The organism is Hydrogenophaga palleronii, assembly GCF_031457455.1.
Lineage (GTDB): Bacteria > Pseudomonadota > Gammaproteobacteria > Burkholderiales > Burkholderiaceae_C > Hydrogenophaga > Hydrogenophaga palleronii_A.
In genome coordinates this window covers 78,569-98,315 of sequence record NZ_JAVDWU010000011.1, presented here as the reverse complement: position 1 = coordinate 98,315, position 19,747 = coordinate 78,569, and the positions used below count along the sequence as shown (strand labels likewise).

The following is a 19,747-nucleotide window of genomic DNA, read 5'->3' as shown; positions in this document are numbered from 1 at the left end:
CCCGGCCAAGCCAAGCTTCCGTAGAGAAAAGTGAATGCAGAGAGAAGCCGTCCGCGCCGCCCGCAGCGTCAACAATCTCTGCTGCTCAACGCTGCCGCTGCACACCCACCGGCAACGCAGCAGCTGCCTCCCAGGCGCCGCTTGTGAACCAGGCGCCATCATCGAGGTAGTCGCGCAACATCGGCAGGCCATCCAGACCCCAGAAGACGCGCCCATTGACCACAATGGCGGGCACGCCGAACAGGCCGAGCGCGAGCGCCTCTTCGGTGTTGCTGCGCAGACGCTGCTTGACTTCTTCACTGTCGGGGGCGAGCCAGGGTTTCTGGCGCTGCCGCATGTGGTCTTGCAGCAGCGCTTCCAGCGCAGCCAGGCGTGCGGGTTCGTTGGGGTCCTGACCGCCACGCCAGACGTGGTGAAACACCTGTTCGGCCACATAGCGGTTGCACTCGCCCGGCGCATCACTGGTTGTGCAGGCCAGCGCCATTCGAAGCAGTGTTAACGGGTTGAAAGGGTGTGTCGCTGGCAAGTCCAACGGCAGTCCGTGGTGCTGCGCCAGCCAGCCCACGTGACGGTAGGTCCAGTCGCGCTTCGGCACGATTTCGGCTGGGCCGCGCTGGCCATGGGCCTTGAGCAAGCCGGCGAACAGCACGGGTTTGTACCGCACCCGCACGCTCAACCCCATGAGTGTTTCCGGTAGTCGCTCGAACGCCAGGTAGGCGTAGGGCGAAATGGGGTCAAAGTAGAAGGCGATGTCGTGCAGCCGCGCCGCCTCTGAAGGCAACCCGGCGGCAACAGAAGTCTGTGAGTGGGTCATGCAAGCGGCTCGGGTGGTGTCGATACGGGTGCTGCTTCCCGCTGGCGTGCTTCAATGCGTTCCCAGACCACGAGCTTGTCGGCGTCGGCCATGCGGCTCCAGGCGGCGATTTCTTCGATGCTGCGACAGCAACCTTCACAGACCGCACGGGCGCGATCCATGCGGCAGACCGAGAGGCAAGGCGACGGTACGCCCAGAGCGCCATGACGCACGCGCGCTGCGCGCAGGTTGACCGCTGGCTCACCCATGGGGAAGTTCCTGTGCAGCAGCGGCCACGGTCACATCGCACACCGGCGCACCGGTCAAGACCACAAGCTCATCCGGACTCAGGCGGAACACCGCATGCGGGTGCCCGGCCGCCGCCCAGACGGTATCAAACCGGAACAGCTCTTTGTCAATCAGCGTGACCGGCGGCAAGGAATGCGCCACCGGCGACACGCCCCCGATGGAAAAACCCGTGCGGGCCTTCACGAACTCTGCATCGGCACGACCGAGCTTGCCCCCATCGGCGCACACCAGGGCTTGCACCTTCTTTTCATCCACACGCAGATCGCCAGAAGTGACCACCAGCACGGCCACGTCGTCAGACTTGCGACGAAAGATGATGCTCTTGGCAATCTGCCCCAGCGCCACCCCCAGCGCATCGGCCGCTTGCTGCGCGGTGCGTGCGGCGTCGTCGAGCATGACGGGGTTGTGCGGGTGACCCAGACGAGCCAACGTGTCGACCACGCGTCGAACGGGCGCTGGCCAAGCCAGGGCGGATGATGATTCAGGAACGGTTGCTTCAGACATGGCTAAGGATGGTAGTCGCATGGCGCTTTACATGCAGTCCAGAAGAGAAAAGTACACAAGCCATCCGGAGCGAAATGCCTTGGTCAAGGGGCATCAAGGGACGGCTCCGCCGGCCCAAGATGCCGTCCCCCCCTCCAAGCGCCGAAGGCGCGCCAGAGAGGGGGGAAGCCGCATCAGCGGCGCAGGGGGGAGTTCCTATGCCACCCTCTTGACCATCAGCAGGCTGGCCCCCATGGCCAGCAGCACGCCACCGAACACGCGGTTCTGTGCGCGCCGGGCGCGTGCAGAAGCCAGCCAGCGCTGGGCACGCGACGCCAGGAAAGCGTAGCCATGCATGACCAGCAGGTCGACCCCGACCGACGTCACCAGCAAGATCAGCAGTTGCAGCCAGAGCGCGCGCGTGGGGTCGATGAACTGGGGCAGCACGGCCACCATGAACACGATGCCCTTGGGGTTGGTCACGTTGGTGAAGAAACCCAGGGCGATGCGCCGCCGCACCGAAGGCAGGCCGGGCTCACCCACTGCGCCCGCGGTTGTCCCGGCCGACGAGGACGCCATCGTCACGGGTGCGCGCCACTGCTGCACGCCCAGCCAGATCAGGTAGGCCGCCCCCAGCACCTTGACCACGGTGAACGCGGTAGCAGACGCCAGCAGCAGCGCGCCCACCCCCACCCCGGCCACCAGCAAAATCACCGCCAGGCCCAGTTGCAGGCCAACGATGGTGGCGCTGGTCTGGCGCACGCCGTAAGTGAGCCCATGGCTCATGGACAGCACCGCACCAGAGCCGGGAGAAATGGCAATCACCCAGGAGGCGGCGAAAAAGGCAAGCCAGACGTGCAGTTCCATGAATCACCCGAAACAAGCAGAGATAGAGAAGGAGAAAGAAATGGAGAACAGCCAGTGATGATGCCACCAGCCTGGCTCGTTTGCTTGGCGGTGCACCCGCCACACCTCAAGGCGAGTGGATGAATCCCGACTGGTCAGCCCGCGAGTCGCATCAACTTCTGCAACAGAGCATCCGGCACTTCCAGGCCATCGCGCTCGGCGGCCAGTCGGCGCGCCGGGCGCTGATCACCCGGCAGGCGGACGCCTTCGTCCTGCAGCATGGCCTCGACCAGGCTTTCGATCCGCCCAGCATAGGTGTCACGCCCGGCCAGCGCCGCCGGGTCAATGAACAGGAACACCTGACCCACACGGGGCACGCCACCCTCTTCTTCTAGCAGGGAGTCCGCCTCAAAGCCGAAATGCGAACCCGTGAGTGTGCCCACCAGCAGGTCCACCATCAGCGACAGCAACGTTCCCTTCACACCGCCGGCCGGCACCATGGAGCCGGCCAGCCCGGCCACCGGATCGGTCGTGGGCTGTCCTTCGGCGTCCAGCGCCCAGCCCAGCGGAATGGGCTTGCCTTCACGCGCCGCCACCACCAGTTTGCCGCGCGCCACGACCGAGAGCGAAAGGTCGATCAGCAACGGGGCGTGACCGTCTCGCGGAAACGCAGCCGCAATGGGGTTGGTGCCGAACATGGGCCGCTTGCCGCCCCAGGCGGGCATGGCTGCCGGGGCGTTGCCCATCGCGATGCCGACCAGGCCTGCCTCGGCCGCAGGTTGCAGGTGGTACACCGCCGCGCCAAAGTGGTGGCTGTTGCCCACCGCCGCGAACGCCACGCCCTGCTGCCGCGCGAGCTCCATGCCTTGCTGCACGGCCAGGTGGCAGGCCGGGTAGGCCAGGCCCGTGCCGGCATCCACCAGCAACACGGCACCGCTGCGGCGCACCACCACTGGTGCGGCGTTGCCATCGGCCCGACCATTGCGAAGATGAGCGGCATAGGTGGGCACGCGAGCCACGCCGTGCGAAGCGAGCCCCTGCATGTCGGCATCGACCAGCGCGGTCGCGGTCTTCAGGGCCATGTCCGGGTTGGCGCCTGAATTGGCCAGGGCCCGCTGCGCGAGTTCGAGCAACTCGTTGGGAGTGATGTGGGTCACAACGTTTGGTCGGTCTTCAGCCAGCGCGCTTGGCCAGCAATGCCCGCGCCACGCGTGAACCTGATGGTCGGCCCAACTGTTCACTGATGTAGGCACCCGCATCCACCAGTGCGTCCAGGTCGATGCCGGTCTCTATGCCCATGCCATGCAGCAGGTAGACCACGTCTTCGGTCGCCACGTTGCCGGTGGCGCCTTTGGCGTAGGGACAGCCGCCCAGGCCGGACACCGATGACTGGAAGTTCCAGACGCCCACTTCCAGTGCCGCCAGCGTGTTCGACAGCGCCTGACCGTAGGTGTCGTGAAAGTGGCCGCTGACGTGATCGATGCCGAAGTGCTGCAGCGTGGCCTCGAGGGCGGCCTGCACGCGCCGGGGCGTGCCGACGCCGATGGTGTCGGCCACGTCCACGCGCTGCACGCCAATGCCTTTCATCAGCCCCGCCAGGTAGGCCACGCGCTCGGGCGCGATGTCGCCTTCATACGGGCATCCCACGGTGCAACTCATGGCGCCGCGCACCGCAATGCCTTTTGTAAGGGCCGCTTCCACCACGGGCGCAAAGCGCTCGATGCTCTCAGCGATGGAGCAGTTGATGTTCTTCTGGCTGAAGGCTTCGCTGGCGGCACCGAACACGACGATCTCGTTCGGCTGGTCGAGCATTGCGGCCTCGAAACCCTTGAGATTGGGCGTGAGCACCGAATAGGCCACGCCGGGCAGGCGCGTGATGCCGGCCATGACTTCGTGGTTGTCGGCCATCTGCGGCACCCACTTGGGGCTCACGTAGCTGGTGACCTCGATCTCTTTCAGGCCGGCGGTCTGCAGGCGGTGCACCAGTTCGATCTTCACGGCGGCAGGCACCGGCTGCTTTTCGTTCTGCAGGCCGTCGCGCGGACCGACGTCGATGAGGCGGACGCGAGTGGGAAGGTGCATGGGGGTCTCCGATTCTGAAATGTGGCGATAGGCATCAAGCCGTGGAAGTGCCGGTGGGGGCCTTGGGGCTCAGGCGCAGCAGCAGCCAACCCAGCACCAGGCCAATGCCGCTGAACAACAGAAGAACCGCGCCGATGAACACCTTCACCATGCTGGAGCTGCTGATCTCTGCCTTTGATGGGTCGTTGGCGGGGTAGCGCACCGTAACCTTTTCGCCGACGTCGTGCACCGCCTGCAGCTGACGCACGACATCGTCCGTGAAACGCAAGCTGCGGCCATCACTGGCCACAAACTCCACGATGCTCTGTTGCCCAAAGGCACGGCGGGTGGAAGGGCCCACGACGGCGTCTTGATGCCCCACCACACGGCCCTGTGCGGTTTGCATGTTATCCAGAGTATTGAGGCTGGAAGCCAGAAGCCATGCCGCGCCCAGCGCAGTCAACGCACTGGGCATCAGAAGGAGCCAGCCGAGCAAACCGAAAAAGCGCCGGACGGTTGAGGTTGAAGTCGTGGTCGTCATGTCTGCCATTCCCGGTGTCGGACCGCCTTGCCGCTTCTGGCTTCAGTACCCGCTCCGGGGGTCCACCAACCCAGCCACCGCTTCGCCACGCGAGAGAGCGAGCATCTTGCCGGCGATCTGCGCGATGCTTTCCTCGCGCAGCGTACGGGCCGAGGTGTGGGGCGTGACGGTGATTTTCGGGTGGTTCCAGAACGGATGACCTGCGGGCAAGGGTTCGGTGCGGAACACGTCCAGCGTGGCGCCGGCCAGGTGGCCGCTGTCGATCAAGGTCAGCAAGTCTTCTTCCACCAAGTGCGCCCCGCGCGCCACGTTGACGAGGTAACCGCCAGGTTGCAGCAGCGACAGGGTCTGGGCGTTCAGGATGTCCGTGGTGTCTGGCGTGAGGGGCAGCAGGTTGACCAGCACGCGGCACGACGACCGGAAGGTGTTGAAACCGTCACTGCCGCTGTGGCTCTGCACGCCCTCAATCTGCTTGGGCGAGCGGCTCCAGCCGTGCACCGGGAATTCGAACACGCTCAGAGCCCGCGCCACGCGTTCACCCAGCACGCCCAGGCCCATCACGCCCACGGGGAAATCCGCGCGCATGCGCGGTTTGCGGTAAGACCATTTGCCGGCTTTCACATCGGCCTCGTAACCATCGAACTCGCGGAAGTGGCGGATCACGGCGTGGCACACGTATTCGGCCATTTGCACCGACATGCCGGCATCGTCCAGCCGCACGATCTGGCAACCCGGTGGCAGCTTCAGCTTCAAGAGCGCGTCCACACCGGCGCCGATGTTGAACAGGGCCTTGAGCCTGGGCTGCTCGTCCAGAAAGGCCTGGGGCGGCGCCCAGACCACGGCGTAATCGGCAGGCGCATCGCCGGGTTGCCAGTTGCTCACGGTGGCACCAGGCAACGCGGCGCGCAGGCCGGTTTCCCAGGGTTCGGGCTTGGTCTGCGCCATGCAGAGGGTGATGTTCAAGGAGGTGCTCATGCAGGCGAGCTTATCAACCCTTGCCGGCAGCCGATGTCACGCGGTGACCAGGCGCAGCAACTCCGCGCCTTCATTGACCTGATCCCCCGGCGCATACAACAGCTCAGCCACCGTGCCGTCGGCCGGCGCGGCGATGGTGTGCTCCATCTTCATGGCTTCCATCACCGCCAGCGGCTGGCCCTTGGTGACCGCGTCGCCCGCCTTCACAGAGAAGGACACCACCTTGCCCGGCATGGGCGCGGTGAGTCGGCCGCCTTCGTGGGCGGCTTCACCAGCGTGGGCCAGGGCGTCGATCTCCAGGATCTGCGTGGCGCCAAACGGTGTGAACACATGCACCATTTCGCCTTGTGTCCAGGTCTGCACCACCTGGCGCTGGCCGGCGTACTGCAGGTCGAAACGGCTGCCGCCGGCCACCGCTTCAAACACCAGCGGTGACGTGGTCTCGTCCACCTTGAGCGTGAGCGCACCACCGCGTTCGTAGGTGAGGTAAGCCAGCATGCCCTCGCCCAGGTATTCGAAGTCGAAGCGCCGCACGGTGAGGCCGTGGGAGCGGAAGCCGTCGCGGCGCGAGAACGGGTCGGCGCCTTCCGCTGCGCGTTCGGTCAGCAGGGTTTGCGCCACGGCGGCGGCCACCGCCTGGTCGCGGCCCACGCGGTCCTGCTGGAACAGCACGGCGGCTTCGCGCGGAATCAGTGCGGTGTCGAGCTTCGCCTGCGCAAATGAATCGCTGGCCGCGACATGGCGCAGGAACTGCACGTTGGTGGCCAGGCCGACGATGCGGGTTTCGGCCAGCGCTTCATCGAGCCTCGCCAAGGCCTGTTCACGGGTGTCTCCGTGCACGATCAGCTTGGCGATCATGGAGTCGTAGAACGGGCTGATGGCATCGCCCTCGCGCACGCCGTCGTCAAAACGCACACCCTCACCCCAACCCTCTCCCGCACGCGGGAGAGGGGGCCGGAACGCCGTGTGCGCTGGCTTGCGGTAGACCTGCAAGGTGCCGGTGGCGGGCAGGAACTGGTTGTCGGGGTTTTCAGCGCAGATTCGCGCTTCGATGGCGTGGCCGTGCATGCGCAGTTCGTGCTGCTGCAGCGGCAAGGGCTCACCGCTGGCCACACGCAGCTGCCACTCCACCAGGTCCAGGCCGGTGATGGCCTCGGTCACCGGGTGCTCCACCTGCAGGCGCGTGTTCATTTCCATGAAGAAGAAGCGCATGTCTTCCGGCTTCTCGTAGCCACCGGGCTGCTCGACAATGAACTCCACCGTGCCGGCGCCCACGTAATGCACCGCCTTGGCCGCCGCCACCGCGGCCAGGCCCATCTGCTGGCGCAATTCCGACGTGAGGCCGGGCGCAGGGGCTTCTTCCAGCACCTTCTGATGGCGACGCTGGACCGAGCAGTCGCGCTCGAACAGGTAGACGCAATTGCCATGCGTGTCGCCGAAAACCTGGATCTCGATGTGACGGGGCCGCAGCACGTATTTTTCGATCAGCACCGCGTCACTGCCAAAGCTGTTGCGCGCCTCGCGCTGGCAACTCGCCAGCGCGGCGGCGAAGTCTTCGCTCTTTTCCACCACACGCATGCCCTTGCCACCGCCACCGGCGCTGGCCTTGATGAGCACCGGGTAGCCGATGCGGTCGGCCTCGTGCTGCAGCATGTGCGGGTCCTGATCAGCGCCATGGTAGCCGGGCACCAGGGGCACGCCGGCTTTTTCCATGAGTCGCTTGGATTCGGCCTTCAGCCCCATCGCTTCAATGGCGGAAGACGGCGGGCCGATGAACACCAGCCCCGCTTCGGCGCAGGCATTGGCGAAGGCTTCGTTTTCACTGAGGAAGCCGTAGCCGGGGTGCACGGCCTGTGCGCCGGTGGCCTTGGCCGCGTCAAGGATGCGCTGCCACTGCAGGTAGCTCTCCTTGGGCGCGCTGCCGCCGATGTGCACGGCTTCATCGCAGGCGGCCACGTGCTTGGCGCTGGCGTCGGCATCGGAATACACAGCCACGGTCTTCACGCCCATGCGCCGCGCGGTGGCGGCCACGCGGCAGGCGATTTCGCCCCTGTTGGCAATCAGGATTTTTTTGAACATGGCATGGACCTTCAGGGTGTCAAAGACGCACAGGCACGGCGTCGGGGTTCAGGTGGGCCGCCACGGCGGCGGCGGTGGGAGGATGCAGGCGGGGCACGTGGCCCCAGCAAGGTGCGCCCAGCACGGTTTGCAGGGCGGAGAGGTTGTCGCCGAGGTGCGGCAGCGGGGCTTCGAGCGTGTTCGCCACCCAGCCCGCGAGCGTGAGGCCTCGCGCGCGCACCGCTTCGGCGGTGAGCGCAGCGTGGTTGATGCAGCCCAGGCGCAGGCCCACCACCAGCACCACCGGCAGGCCCAGGTCGTGCGCCAGATCGGCGGTGTCCCAGCCCTCGCACAAGGGCACTCGGAAACCGCCCACCCCTTCGACCACGCTGAGGTCGGCGCGCGCGGCGGTGGCACGCACCTGCGAGACCAGCCATTCGCGTTCGATGGGGCGGTCTTCGATGCGCGCGGCAATGTGCGGCGCACAGGCGGCGCGGAATTGCAGCGGGCCCACCTCGGCCTCGCTCAAACCGGCGGACTGCGCGGCGTGCAACAGGCGCACGTCTTCGTTGAACCAGCGCCCCTCGACGTCCTGTGCCTGACCCGCCGCCAGCGGCTTGACCGCCGCGACACGCCAGCCCTGCTGGCCGAGCAGATGGACCATGCCGGCGCTCACGCAGGTCTTGCCGATCTCGGTGTCGGTGCCGGTGACGAACCAACCCTTCATGCCGTGGCTCCCACGCGCTCATCCGCGCATTCGGCCAGGGCTTGCAGCAGCCGGTCCACATCGCGCGCGGTGTGCGCAGCACACAGGGTGATGCGCAGGCGTGCGGTGCCGGCGGGCACGGTGGGTGGGCGGATGCCGGGCACGCGCAGGCCCAGCTGCTCCAGCCGGGCTGACAAGGCCATGGTGGCGGCGTTGTCGCCAATGATGAGAGGCTGGATGGGCGTGTCCGAGGGCAGCAGCTGCCAAGGCGTGGCAGGACGCTCGGCCAGCAGGTCGGCCATGCCACTGCGCAGGCGTGCCACACGCTGCGCCAGCAGGGCGCGGCGCTCGCGGCCTTCTTCGCTGTCGACCAGGTGCAGCGCGGCCAGCACCGCATGCTCCACGGCCGGCGGCGCAGCGGTGGAGAAGATGAGGTTGCGCGCCGTCTGCAGCAGAAATTCAATGACGGTGGTGTGCGCCACCACAAAGGCACCGGCCACACCCGCGGCCTTGCCCAGCGTGCCCACCAGCACCAGGCGTTGGCTGCGCAAGCCCAGCGCCTCCACCGCACCCAGGCCGCGTTCGCCCAGCACACCAAAGCCGTGCGCGTCGTCGACCACCAGCAGCGCATCGTGCGCCTCTGCCAGGGCCAGCAGTTCGCGCAAGGGCGCGATGTCGCCGTCCATGCTGAAGACGCTGTCGGTGACGATGAGGCGGCGCGGCGCCGTGCTGACCGCCAGTGCGTGGGCCAGGGCCTGCACGTCGCGGTGGGGGTAGCGCGTCACGCGGCCCCGGGCCAGCCGGGCACCGTCGATCAGCGAGGCGTGATTCAAGGCTTCGCAGAACAGTTCGGTGTCGGCATCGCCCAGTGCGGTGAGCACGCCCAGGTTGGCCATGTAGCCGGTACAGAAGCCCAGTGCGCGCGCCTGCGGAATGTGAGCGGCGTAGGCCTGGCCCAGCCAGTCGGCCACCGCCGCGTGGGCCGCTGAATGGCCACTGACCAGGGGCGAGGCACCGGAGCCGCCACCCCAGCGGCGCGCGCCTTCGGCCAGTGCCTGCGCGATGGCGGGGTGCGCGGCCAGGCCCAGGTAGTCGTTGCTGCAGAACAGCAGCAGGTCGCGCGCAACGCCGTCGGCTCCGCTGACGCGCTGGTGCGGCGCTGTGCCGGACAACACGGTGCGCAAGCGCCGGGTGAGGTCGCCGGCCGCCAGTGCATCCAGGCGCGATTGAAGGTGTTCAAACCACATCGTTGAGGGTGTCTTGCACCGCCTGGGCCAGCCAGGCGGCGATGGGTGGATCAATGAGGTACGGCGGCATCAGGTACACCGTGCGGCCAATGGGACGGATGAGCAGTTCGCGCGCGCGGCCCGCCATGTGGAAGCGCTCGGCAAAACCGGGGGCGGCGTCGGGTACGTCAAACGCCACGATGGTGCCGCGCTGGCGCCAGTGCGCCACGCGGGCGTCAGCGGCCAGCGGCGCGAAAGCCTCGGCCAGCCAGGCTGCCTGCTGTGCGTTGTCCTCGGTTTGTCCGGCGTCGAAACGGTCGAGCACGGCGTTGGCGGCGGCACAGGCCAACGCATTGCCGGTGTAGGAATGGGAGTGCAGGAAACCACGCGCGGGGTCTTCGGACCAGAACGCCTGGAACACCGCGTCGGTGGTGAGCACCAGCGACAACGGCAGCGTGCCGCCGGTGATGCCTTTGGAGAGCAGCAGAAAATCGGGCCAGTCTTGCGCGCTGGCAGGGGTGGTGTGTTCCCAGGCGAAGAAGGTGCCCGTGCGGCCGCAGCCCACCGCAATCTCGTCAGCGATCAGGTGCACTTCGTGTTCGCGACAGAGCCGGCGAAGCGCTCGCAGGTAGTCCGGTGAGTGCATCACCATGCCGGCGGCACCCTGCACCAGCGGCTCCACAATCACGGCCGCGATGTCGGCGTGCTTCTCTGCCAACAGCGTGCGCATGGCCTCCAGTGCATGGGCTTCGTTGTCCAGGCGGGCATCGGGCGCTTCCACGATGTGCGCGCGCATCAGCATCGGGTCATAAGCATCGCGGAACACGGCCACGTCTGTCACGGCCAGGGCGCCGATGGTTTCACCGTGGTAGCTGTGGCGCAGGCAGACGAAGGCGCGCTTGTGTTCGCGGCCCAGGTTGCGCCAGCTGTGAAAGCTCTGCTTGAGCGCGATCTCCACCGCGCTGGCGCCGTCGCTGCCGAACGAGCAATGGCCCAGCGCCCCTCCGGTGCGCTCGCGCAGGCGCTCGGCCAGGCGCACCGCCGGTTCGTGAGTGCAACCGGCCAGCATCACGTGGGGCAAGGTGCCCAGCTGTGCGGTGATGGCGGCGTTGATGCCAGGGTCGGCATGGCCGAACAGGTTGACCCACCAGGAACTGATGGCGTCAAAGTAGCGGCGCCCGTCGTGGTCGTACAGCCAGGCGCCCTGGCCGCGCGCGATTGGCAGCGGCGGCGCGTGCTGCGCGCGCGCCATCTGCGTGCAGGGGTGCCAGATGGCATCGAGACTGCGGCGCTGCCAGTCAGCGGAAACGCCAGACGGGTCGGCAAAAGGAGTGGCAGAGGTCATGGTGAAGTGGATGCAGCAGTGCGGCCACCCAGGCGACGGAACACGGCGCGCAGGAATTTGAACAAGGCCCAGATGGTGATCCACATCAGGACCACGGTCAGCGCCAGCAGGACTGCGAAGAGCATGGGATGCTGGGTGGCGAGCCACAGCGCACCCACCACCAGACCGTCTTCCACCAGGCTGGCGCCGATGTTGCTGAAGGGTTCGGGCGAAGTGTTGATGGCCGCGCGCGTGCTGGTCTTTGCGGCCTGGCTGGTGGCGGCCAGCGAGCCGCCCAACAGGGCTGCCGCCAGGGCCATGGCGCCGCTGTCGGCACCGAACACACCAGCCGCGAGTGCCGCGCCGGCAGGGATGCGCAGCACGCTGTTGACCATGTCCCAGAGCGAATCGACCACCGGGATCTTGTCGGCGAAAAACTCCACGAACAGCATGAACCCGCTGGCCACCAGCAGCAGCGGGTGTTGCAACACCTGCAGACCGGTGGGGAGCTCCATCCAGCCGGTGGCCCCGGCCATGCCCACCAGAAACACCACCGCGTACATGCGGAAGCCGCTGGCCCAGCCGAGCGCGGCGGCCAGCGCCAGCAGCTCCGGGGTGCCGAGGGATGCGAGGGCTTCGTTCATGGCGAGGTCGGCAGCCAGCCGGCGGGGCGTTTGTTCAGGAACGACGCCAGCCCTTCACGACCCTCATCGCTGGCGCGGACGTCGGCGATGCGGCGCGCGGTCTCGCCCCGCAGCTCGGTCGTGATGGGCAAACCGCTCACGTCACGCACCAGGCGTTTGCATTCGCGCAACGCCTTCGGGCCATTGGCCACCAGCGTGGTCACGATTTCGTTCACCTTGGCGTCGAGCGTGTCGGGCGTGGCCAGTTCGTGCACCATGCCCAGGGCGTGCGCGCGCACTGCGCTGAAACGTTCAGCCGTGACCATGTAGCGGCGCGACGCCTGTGCGCCCAGCGCCCGCACCACATAGGGGCTGATGGTGGCGGGCAACAAACCCAGCCGCGCTTCGGACAGGCAGAAGGTCGCACCCTCCACCGCCACCAGCACGTCGCAGATGGCGGCCAGCCCCATGCCACCGGCGTAACAGTCGCCCTGCACACGGCCCACTACCGGCACCGGGCACTGGTCCAGCGTCCAGAGCATGTCGGCCAGCTTCTGGGCATCGGCGCGGTTTTCATCCCAGCTGTAACCGGCCATGGTCTTCATCCAGTTCAGGTCAGCCCCGGCGCAGAATGCCTTGCCGTGCGCGCCCAGCACCACCACGCGCAGGTCTTCGTCATGCGACAAGCCCGTGAACGTTTCGGTGAGCGCGGCGATCACATCGTCGTTGAACGCGTTGCGCACATCCGGGCGATTGAGCCACACGTGCGCCACATGGGCATTGGGACGGGAGACATCCAGTACATCACTCATGTTCAATACCTCTTTGCAACTTCTTCAAGCATCACTTCGGTGGCACCACCGCCAATGGCCAGCACGCGCGCATCGCGCCACAGGCGCTCAATGGCCGTCTCGCGGATGAAGCCCATGCCGCCGTGGAACTGCTGGCAGGTCTGCACCACTTCGTTGACCAGCTCGCCAGTCAACGCCTTCAACATCGACACCTCCTGCACGATGTCGTGGCCCTGTGTCACGCTCCAGGCGCAGTGGTACATGAACTGCCGGGCCGCGCGCACCTTGGCGTCCAGCATCGACAGGCGCTGACGGATCGTCTGCTGGTCCCACAGCGGGGCGCCGAAGGCCTGCCGCTGGCGCACGTAATCCAGCGTGAGCTTGAGCGCCTGCGTGCAGTGGCCAATCGCCATGGCACCCAGGGCGACGCGTTCGGTCTGGAAGTTCTTCATCACCGAATAAAAACCTTTGCCCTCTTCGCCGAGCAGGTTGTCGGCGGGGATGCGCACGTTGTCGAACACCAGTTCGGCCGTGTCGCTGCTGAGCCAGCCAGTTTTCTTCAGGGCGCGGCCCACGGTGAATCCCGGTGTGCCTTTTTCCACAATGAACATCGACATGTCGTGGCGTGCGGTGCCGGTCTTGGCGGCCACGAAGTACAGGTCGCCGTGCACGCCGTTGGTGATGAACATCTTGGTGCCGTTGATGACCCAGTCATCGCCATCTCGGCGTGCGGTGGTGCGCATGCCCGCCACGTCGGAACCCGCACCCGGCTCACTGATGCCCACCGCCGTGATGAGCTCGCCCGCCGTCACCCTCAGCAGGTACTTGGCCTTCTGCGCGGGCGTGCCGGCGTGGTGCAGATGCGGTCCGGCCATGTCCGTGTGCACGAGCACGGTGATGATGAACCCGGCGAAGGTGCTTTGCGACAGCGCTTCGGCAAACACCAGGTTGGTCAGCGCGTCGGCATCGGCGCCGCCGTATTCGCCTTCAAATGCAATGCCCATCAGACCTGCCTGCCCCATCCGGCGCAGCACGTCGCGCGGCACCATGCCCGTTTCCTCCCAGGCGGCCGCATGCGGCTCCACCTCACGCGCCAGGAAGCGTGCCACCTGGTCGCGCAGCAGTTCGTGTTCGGGGGTGTCGTAGATGGTGGCGCTCATGGACTTGTCTCTTTCGTTCTGGTGGCGATGCTCAGGGGTTCTGCTGCAGGAAGTACACCAGATCGAGAACGGGCGCGGGTTGGCCCAGAAAAGTCAGCGCGGCGGTGATCTGACCGCGGTGGTGGGTACCGTGGTTGAACACATGGGCCAGCGTGGCAGCGAACGGCAGACTCATGGCCTGACCGCGCGTGGTGGTGTACTGGAGCTTGCCGTCGAAGCGCTCGGCCGGCCATTCGGCGATCAGCGCCTCCCACACCTTGGCGCCGCCCTTGAGTGCCTGGGCCAGCCGGTCGCGCTCGGGCTCAGCCTCCATGTCCAGCGCCAGCATGGGTGATTCCCCGCGCGCGAAACGCCGCTGCCACAGCATGTGCTCACCCACCAGCAGGTGGTTGAGCGTGCCGTGGATGCTCTTGAAGAACAGCCGCAGATCGCGCCGGTAGTCGAGTTCGCTGACCGGTTCAATTGCCTGAAGCAGGCGTTCGGTGGCCCACACGTTGTAGCGGGCGAGTTGGGTGAAGTGGGCTTGCCAGGGGTTCAGTTCGGCCATGTGTCCAGGTCTCCCAGGGTCTTGAGCGATTCGAAATCGGCGTCACGGTGCAGCAGCACGTGGCCGTGCGTCATGCAGTAGCTGGCGAGCAGCACGTCAATGGCGCTGCGCACGGTGCGGCCTTGTTCACGCAGTCGGCGGTAGACGTTGGCCGCACGCAACGCGTTGTCCAACCCGCCAATGTCAACCACCGTGGTATTGAGCAGAAGAGCTTGTGCCTTCCGCTGGGCCCTTGCGTCGGTGAAGCCCCGCAGCACCTCAAACACAACGAGGTCGGCCACGCCCAACTCTTCCTCTGATCGTTCCAGCAGCATATCCAGGTATTCAGTCTGGAGATTTTTGTCGCCTCTGAAGTAGTCGATCCAGACGCTGGAGTCCACCAGGGTCATGACTGTTCACCCGGGTCAGCCTTGTACGGCGGAGCAGGTTCTTGCACGGCAGATGCTGACTGCCTGGATGTGGCTTGCTCGGCAAGCTCAGTCCTGTGTTTAGCCCAGGCTTCGTCCGAGTCGTCCCAGAACAATGTGCCGCGGGCAGCGCGGATGGCCGCATACGCCTTGCGCCGCTTGAGCATGCGCAAGCCCTCCTCCACTGCCTCGCGTTTGGTTTTGAAGTCACCACTGGCCATCACATCGGCCATGAGTTTGTCGTCAATGACGATATTGGTCCGCATACCTGCATCTCCAATGTGTATGAAAATAGCAAATCATACACATCACATGCGAAACACACCAAACTTCGGCTCGGGAATCGGCGCATTCATGGAGGCCGACAAAGCCAGCGCAAGCACACGGCGCGTATCGGCCGGATCGATCACGCCGTCGTCCCACAGGCGGGCGCTGGCGTAATACGGGTGCGACTGGTGACTGAACTGGTCGAGCACCGGCTGCTTGAAGGCAGCTTCTTCTTCCGCACTCCAGGTGCCGCCCTTGGCCTCGATGCCGTCGCGCTTCACGGTGGCCAGCACGCCCGCGGCCTGTTCGCCGCCCATGACGCAGATGCGCGCGTTGGGCCACATCCAGAGGAAGCGCGGGCTGTAGGCGCGGCCGCACATGCCGTAGTTGCCGGCGCCGTAGCTGCCGCCGATGATCACGGTGAACTTGGGCACGTTGGCGGTGGCCACGGCCGTGACCATCTTGGCGCCGTGGCGGGCGATGCCTTCGCTTTCGTATTTGCGGCCGACCATGAAGCCGGTGATGTTCTGCAGGAACAGCAGCGGCACCTTGCGTTGGCAGCACAGCTCGATGAAGTGCGCGCCCTTCTGGGCGCTCTCGGAAAACAACACGCCGTTGTTGGCCACGATACCAATCGGCATGCCTTCGATGTGCGCGAAGCCGCACACCAGCGTGGCGCCGTAGCGCGCTTTGAATTCGTGGAATTCGCTGCCGTCCACGATGCGCGCGATGATCTCGTGCACGTCGTAGGGCTTGCGCGTGTCGGCCGGGATCACGCCATACAGCTCTTCGGTGGGGTACAGCGGCTCGCGCGGTTCGGTCAACGCATGCGGCGCGGGTTTGCGGCGGTTGAGCGTGGCCACGGCCTGGCGCGCCAGCGCGATGGCGTGCGCATCGTTCTGCGCCAGGTGGTCGGCCACGCCGGAGAGGCGGGTGTGCACATCGCCACCGCCCAGGTCTTCGGCGCTGACGATCTCGCCGATGGCGGCCTTCACCAATGGTGGGCCGCCCAGGAAGATGGTGCCCTGGTTCTTGACGATGATGGTCTCGTCACTCATGGCGGGCACATAGGCGCCACCGGCGGTGCAGGAGCCCATCACCACCGCGATCTGCGCGATGCCATTGGCCGACATGTTGGCCTGGTTGTAGAAGATGCGGCCAAAGTGGTCGCGGTCGGGGAACACGTCGTCCTGGTTCGGCAGGTTGGCGCCACCCGAGTCCACCAGGTAGATGCAGGTGAGGTTGTTCTGCATCGCCACCTCTTGCGCGCGCAGGTGCTTCTTCACCGTCATGGGGTAATAGGTGCCGCCCTTCACGGTGGCATCGTTGCACACGATCAGGCAGTCCACGCCGCTCACACGACCGATGCCGGTGATCACGCCGGCGCAGGGTGCGCTGTCGCTCCCGTCGCGGTCCGGGTACATGTTCATCGCCGCCAGCGGGCTCAGCTCCAGAAACGGCGTGCCGGGGTCCAGCAGCATCTGCACCCGGTCGCGCGGCAGCAGCTTGCCACGCGCGGTGTGCTTGGCGCGAGCGGCCTCACCACCACCCAGAGCGCTGCGGGCAATCTGCTTCTGCAGGTCTTCGACCACGGCGCGCATGGCTGCGGCATTGGTCTGGAAGTCGGCGGAGCGGGCGTTGAGTTGGGTTTCCAGGATCGTCATCTCGTTGTTCCGGTGGGAAAGGTGTCTGTGGAAAGATTCAAGCGGTCGTTTGCTCGGCCAGCCCCAGCTGTTCTTTCATCGCATCGCGGATCTTGAATTTCTGGATCTTGCCGGTCACGGTCATGGGGAAGCCCTCCACAAACCGGATGTGGCGCGGCACCTTGTAGTGTGCAATGCGGCCCTGGCAGAAATCGCGCACGGCAGACTCGGTCAGTGCCTGACCGGGCTTCAACACGATCCAGGCACACAGCTCCTCGCCGTACTTGGCATCCGGCACACCCACCACCTGCACGTCCTGCACGGCGGGGTGGCGGTACAGAAACTCTTCGATCTCGCGCGGGTAGATGTTCTCACCGCCGCGAATCACCATGTCCTTGATGCGGCCGACGATGTTGACATATCCCTCGGCGTCCATGGTGGCCAGGTCGCCGGTGTGCATCCAGCCCTCGGCGTCGATCGCTTCACGGGTCCTGGCCTCATCATCCCAGTAGCCGTGCATCACCGAATACCCGCGCGTGCACAGTTCGCCGGACTCGCCGGGCGGTACCACCGTGCCGGTGTCGGGGTGAACGATCTTCACCTCAAGGTGCGGCTGCACCACCCCCACGGTGGACACGCGGCGGTCCAGCGGCGTATCGGTGCTGCTCTGGCAGCTCACCGGGCTGGTTTCGGTCATGCCGTAGGCAATGGTGATGTCGGACAGGTGCATGTCGCTGACCACGCGCTTCATCACCTCGATGGGGCACGGCGAGCCGGCCATGATGCCGGTGCGCAGGGTGGACAGGTCGAATTCCTTGAAACGCGAGTGGTCCAGCTCAGCGATGAACATGGTGGGCACGCCATGCAGCCCGGTGCATTTTTCGGCCTGCACCGTCTGCAGCACGGTGAGTGGGTCGAATCCGTCGTTCGGGTACACCACGGTGGCGCCGTGTGTGAAGCAGGCCAGATTGCCCAGCACCATGCCGAAGCAGTGGTACAGCGGCACGGGAATGCAGAGCCGGTCGGCCGGTGTGAGTTTCATGCATTCGCCGATGAAGAAGCCGTTGTTGAGGATGTTGCGGTGCGTGAGCGTGGCGCCCTTGGGGAAGCCGGTGGTGCCGCTGGTGAACTGGATGTTGATGGGGTCGGTGGCCTTGAGCGTGGTGCCCACTTCCGCCACGCGTGGGTCGTGTTGATCGCCCTGTGCCAGCAACGCAGAAAACGGCATCAGGCCGGCGGTCTCCAGTTCAGGCGCGTCTGCCGGGCCGTCGATCCACACCACGGTGTGCAGGCTGGGCAGCTGTTTCGCCTGCAGCTGACCGGGCGCTGAGCTGGCCCATTCGGGCGCCAGCTCGCGCAGCATGCCCAGGTAATCGCTGGACTTGAACTAGGCCATGGTCACCAGCAGTCTGCAGCCCACCTTGTTGAGCGCGTATTCGACTTCGCTGGTGCGGTAGGCCGGGTTGATGTTGACCAGCACCAGGCCGGCCTTGGCTGTGGCCAACTGCATCAGCACCCATTCGGCGTTGTTGTGCGACCAGATGCCGACGCGGTCGCCGGGCTGCAAGCCCTGGCGCAGCAGTGCGCTGGCCAGGCGGTTGGCCTGCGCCTGCAGGCTGCGGTAGGTGAAGCGCAGGCCCTGGTGTACGCTGACCAGGGCTTCGTGATCAGGCCGCTGCGCCACCACCGAATCAAAATGCGCGCCGATGGTCAGCTCGATCAGCGCCACGTCGGTGGCGCCAACGGCCAGGCTCTGTGTCAACGGCGCGGCGATGCTAGCGGTGCTCATGAGTGTTGTCTCCTGCGGTTATTCCGTACGCCCTGTGGCCGGTGGCTGACCAGGGCACAAGCATAGGAGCATGGGCCTGCGGATGGTTGCCACATTGGTTGCAAATCGTGCCAGTGTTCAGGCACACTGATCCCCGTGTCCTCCCTGCCGCCACCACCGACCACCACTGCGCCCGCCATCACCCCCATGGCCTTTGTTCGCGCCATGGTGTTGGCTTACCAGCAGCGTGGCATGGACTCTGCCAAGGCCCTGGCCCTGGCACAGATTGCGCCATCTCAATTGCATCGGCCCAACGCGCGCATCACCGCCTGGCAGATGGAGCGCATCTCGGACGCCGCCATGCGCGAGCTGGATGATGAAGGCCTGGGCTGTTTCAGCCGCCGCCTGCCCTGGGGCAGCTACGGCATGCTGGCCCGCGCCTCGCTCAGCGCACCGCAGCTGGGCCTGGCGCTGCACCGCTGGTGCCGTCACCACGGCCTGCTGACGGACGACATTGCCCTGACGGTGGAAACCGAAGGCGAGACCGCGCGCATCGCGCTGCGCCCGCACCGCCACCCGGAAGCGCCTTCGGAATTCTGCGTGGTCTCTGTGCTGCGCAACATCCACGGCCTGGCCAGCTGGTACATCGACTCGCGCATTCCGCTCAAAGGGGCACAGTTTTCTTACCCGCCGCCGCCGCACCTGGATGCCTACCGGGTGCTGTTCGACGGCCCGTGCACGTTCGACGCAGGGCACGCGGTCATCGAATTCGACGTGCGCTACCTGGCCCTGCCGGTGCAGCGCGACGAAGTCGCCATGACCCAGTTGCTGCAGCGCGCACTGCCACTGACCGTGCGCTCCTACCGCCGCGACCGCCTGCTGGTGCAGCGCGTGCGCCAGGTGCTGTTGAGTCAGCCGCTGGGCGCACACAACGCCGACGACCTCGCCGCGCTGCTGAACCTGTCAGCCCGCACCCTGCACCGCCAGCTGAAACTGGAGGGCGCTTCGCTACAGGCGTTGAAAGACGAGGTGCGCCGAGACCGCGCACTGGACCTGCTGCAGCGCACGGCCAAGCCCATCAAACAAGTGGCTGAGGCGGCCGGGTTCTTGAATGAGAAGAGCTTCATCCGCGCGTTCAAGGGCTGGACGGGTGTGGCGCCTGGGGAATGGCGGGCGTCACGCTGATTCGATGCGGACGCATTGATCAGAGTGGTCTTTA

20 protein-coding genes and 1 pseudogene are annotated in these 19,747 nt (G+C 66.1%); 1 reads left to right on the top strand and 20 read right to left on the bottom strand.

What is annotated here, in order from left to right; genetic code table 11:
* Positions 1-85: 85 nt before the first annotated feature.
* From J2W49_RS21715 to J2W49_RS21620, 20 genes and pseudogenes are all read right to left on the bottom strand, one after another.
* A complete protein-coding gene (locus tag J2W49_RS21715; RefSeq protein WP_310321332.1) occupies positions 86-760 on the bottom strand; it encodes a 2-hydroxychromene-2-carboxylate isomerase in 675 nt (224 codons plus the stop codon).
* 50 nt (positions 761-810) lie between these two features.
* Positions 811-1,062, bottom strand: a complete 252-nt coding sequence (locus J2W49_RS21710) for a DUF1289 domain-containing protein (protein ID WP_310321056.1) — start codon at positions 1,060-1,062, stop codon at positions 811-813.
* Entirely contained in the window at positions 1,055-1,606 is a 552-nt protein-coding gene (locus J2W49_RS21705; RefSeq protein ID WP_310321054.1) for a YbaK/EbsC family protein, read from the bottom strand. The genes J2W49_RS21710 and J2W49_RS21705 overlap by 8 nt, the downstream gene beginning before the upstream one ends.
* A 195-nt stretch (positions 1,607-1,801) precedes the next feature.
* Positions 1,802-2,452 carry a LysE family transporter gene (locus J2W49_RS21700; RefSeq protein WP_310321052.1) on the bottom strand — a complete coding sequence of 217 codons (651 nt, stop codon included), beginning with the start codon at positions 2,450-2,452 and terminating at the stop codon, positions 1,802-1,804.
* Between the two features lie 134 nt (positions 2,453-2,586).
* Positions 2,587-3,588: an Ldh family oxidoreductase gene (locus J2W49_RS21695; protein ID WP_310321050.1), complete on the bottom strand. Its 1,002-nt coding sequence runs from the start codon at positions 3,586-3,588 to the stop codon at positions 2,587-2,589.
* Between the two features lie 16 nt (positions 3,589-3,604).
* Positions 3,605-4,513: a hydroxymethylglutaryl-CoA lyase gene (locus tag J2W49_RS21690; RefSeq protein WP_310321047.1), complete on the bottom strand. Its 909-nt coding sequence runs from the start codon at positions 4,511-4,513 to the stop codon at positions 3,605-3,607.
* Between the two features lie 34 nt (positions 4,514-4,547).
* Positions 4,548-4,898 (bottom strand): DUF3592 domain-containing protein, encoded by a 351-nt coding sequence (locus tag J2W49_RS21685; RefSeq protein WP_473092265.1) that lies wholly within the window; start codon positions 4,896-4,898, stop codon positions 4,548-4,550.
* A gap of 177 nt (positions 4,899-5,075) precedes the next feature.
* Complete coding sequence (locus J2W49_RS21680) at positions 5,076-5,996, bottom strand: 2-hydroxyacid dehydrogenase (RefSeq protein ID WP_405001067.1); 921 nt, start codon at positions 5,994-5,996, stop codon at positions 5,076-5,078.
* A 48-nt stretch (positions 5,997-6,044) separates the two neighbouring features.
* Complete coding sequence (locus J2W49_RS21675; protein ID WP_310321042.1) at positions 6,045-8,087, bottom strand: acetyl/propionyl/methylcrotonyl-CoA carboxylase subunit alpha; 2,043 nt, start codon at positions 8,085-8,087, stop codon at positions 6,045-6,047.
* 19 nt (positions 8,088-8,106) lie between these two features.
* Complete coding sequence (bioD, locus tag J2W49_RS21670) at positions 8,107-8,793, bottom strand: dethiobiotin synthase (protein ID WP_310321040.1); 687 nt, start codon at positions 8,791-8,793, stop codon at positions 8,107-8,109.
* Positions 8,790-10,019: an aminotransferase class I/II-fold pyridoxal phosphate-dependent enzyme gene (locus J2W49_RS21665; protein ID WP_310321037.1), complete on the bottom strand. Its 1,230-nt coding sequence runs from the start codon at positions 10,017-10,019 to the stop codon at positions 8,790-8,792. The genes bioD and J2W49_RS21665 overlap by 4 nt, the downstream gene beginning before the upstream one ends.
* Positions 10,009-11,343, bottom strand: a complete 1,335-nt coding sequence (gene bioA, locus J2W49_RS21660) for an adenosylmethionine--8-amino-7-oxononanoate transaminase (protein ID WP_310321034.1) — start codon at positions 11,341-11,343, stop codon at positions 10,009-10,011. Before bioA ends, J2W49_RS21665 begins: the two co-directional genes overlap by 11 nt.
* Positions 11,340-11,966 carry a DUF4126 domain-containing protein gene (locus tag J2W49_RS21655; protein WP_310321032.1) on the bottom strand — a complete coding sequence of 209 codons (627 nt, stop codon included), beginning with the start codon at positions 11,964-11,966 and terminating at the stop codon, positions 11,340-11,342. The genes bioA and J2W49_RS21655 overlap by 4 nt, the downstream gene beginning before the upstream one ends.
* Positions 11,963-12,757 (bottom strand): enoyl-CoA hydratase/isomerase family protein, encoded by a 795-nt coding sequence (locus J2W49_RS21650; protein ID WP_310321030.1) that lies wholly within the window; start codon positions 12,755-12,757, stop codon positions 11,963-11,965. The genes J2W49_RS21655 and J2W49_RS21650 overlap by 4 nt, the downstream gene beginning before the upstream one ends.
* Before the next feature lie 2 nt (positions 12,758-12,759).
* On the bottom strand, positions 12,760-13,896 hold the full coding sequence (locus J2W49_RS21645; RefSeq protein ID WP_310321028.1) for an acyl-CoA dehydrogenase family protein: 1,137 nt from the start codon (positions 13,894-13,896) through the stop codon (positions 12,760-12,762).
* 31 nt (positions 13,897-13,927) lie between these two features.
* The gene (locus J2W49_RS21640; protein WP_310321026.1) at positions 13,928-14,443 is read right to left on the bottom strand and encodes a DinB family protein; all 516 of its coding nucleotides are present in this window, start codon (positions 14,441-14,443) and stop codon (positions 13,928-13,930) included.
* Positions 14,431-14,832, bottom strand: a complete 402-nt coding sequence (gene vapC / locus J2W49_RS21635; protein ID WP_310321024.1) for a type II toxin-antitoxin system VapC family toxin — start codon at positions 14,830-14,832, stop codon at positions 14,431-14,433. Before vapC ends, J2W49_RS21640 begins: the two co-directional genes overlap by 13 nt.
* On the bottom strand, positions 14,829-15,116 hold the full coding sequence (locus J2W49_RS21630; protein WP_310321022.1) for a type II toxin-antitoxin system VapB family antitoxin: 288 nt from the start codon (positions 15,114-15,116) through the stop codon (positions 14,829-14,831). The genes vapC and J2W49_RS21630 overlap by 4 nt, the downstream gene beginning before the upstream one ends.
* A gap of 42 nt (positions 15,117-15,158) precedes the next feature.
* On the bottom strand, positions 15,159-16,781 hold the full coding sequence (locus J2W49_RS21625; RefSeq protein ID WP_310321020.1) for a carboxyl transferase domain-containing protein: 1,623 nt from the start codon (positions 16,779-16,781) through the stop codon (positions 15,159-15,161).
* Between the two features lie 37 nt (positions 16,782-16,818).
* Positions 16,819-18,549 (bottom strand): annotated as a pseudogene (locus J2W49_RS21620) (AMP-binding protein).
* A 135-nt stretch (positions 18,550-18,684) separates the two neighbouring features.
* Here J2W49_RS21620 and J2W49_RS21615 point away from each other — a divergent pair.
* Positions 18,685-19,713, top strand: coding sequence for an AraC family transcriptional regulator (locus tag J2W49_RS21615; protein ID WP_405001064.1), 1,029 nt, complete (start codon positions 18,685-18,687; stop codon positions 19,711-19,713).
* Positions 19,714-19,747 lie beyond the last annotated feature (34 nt).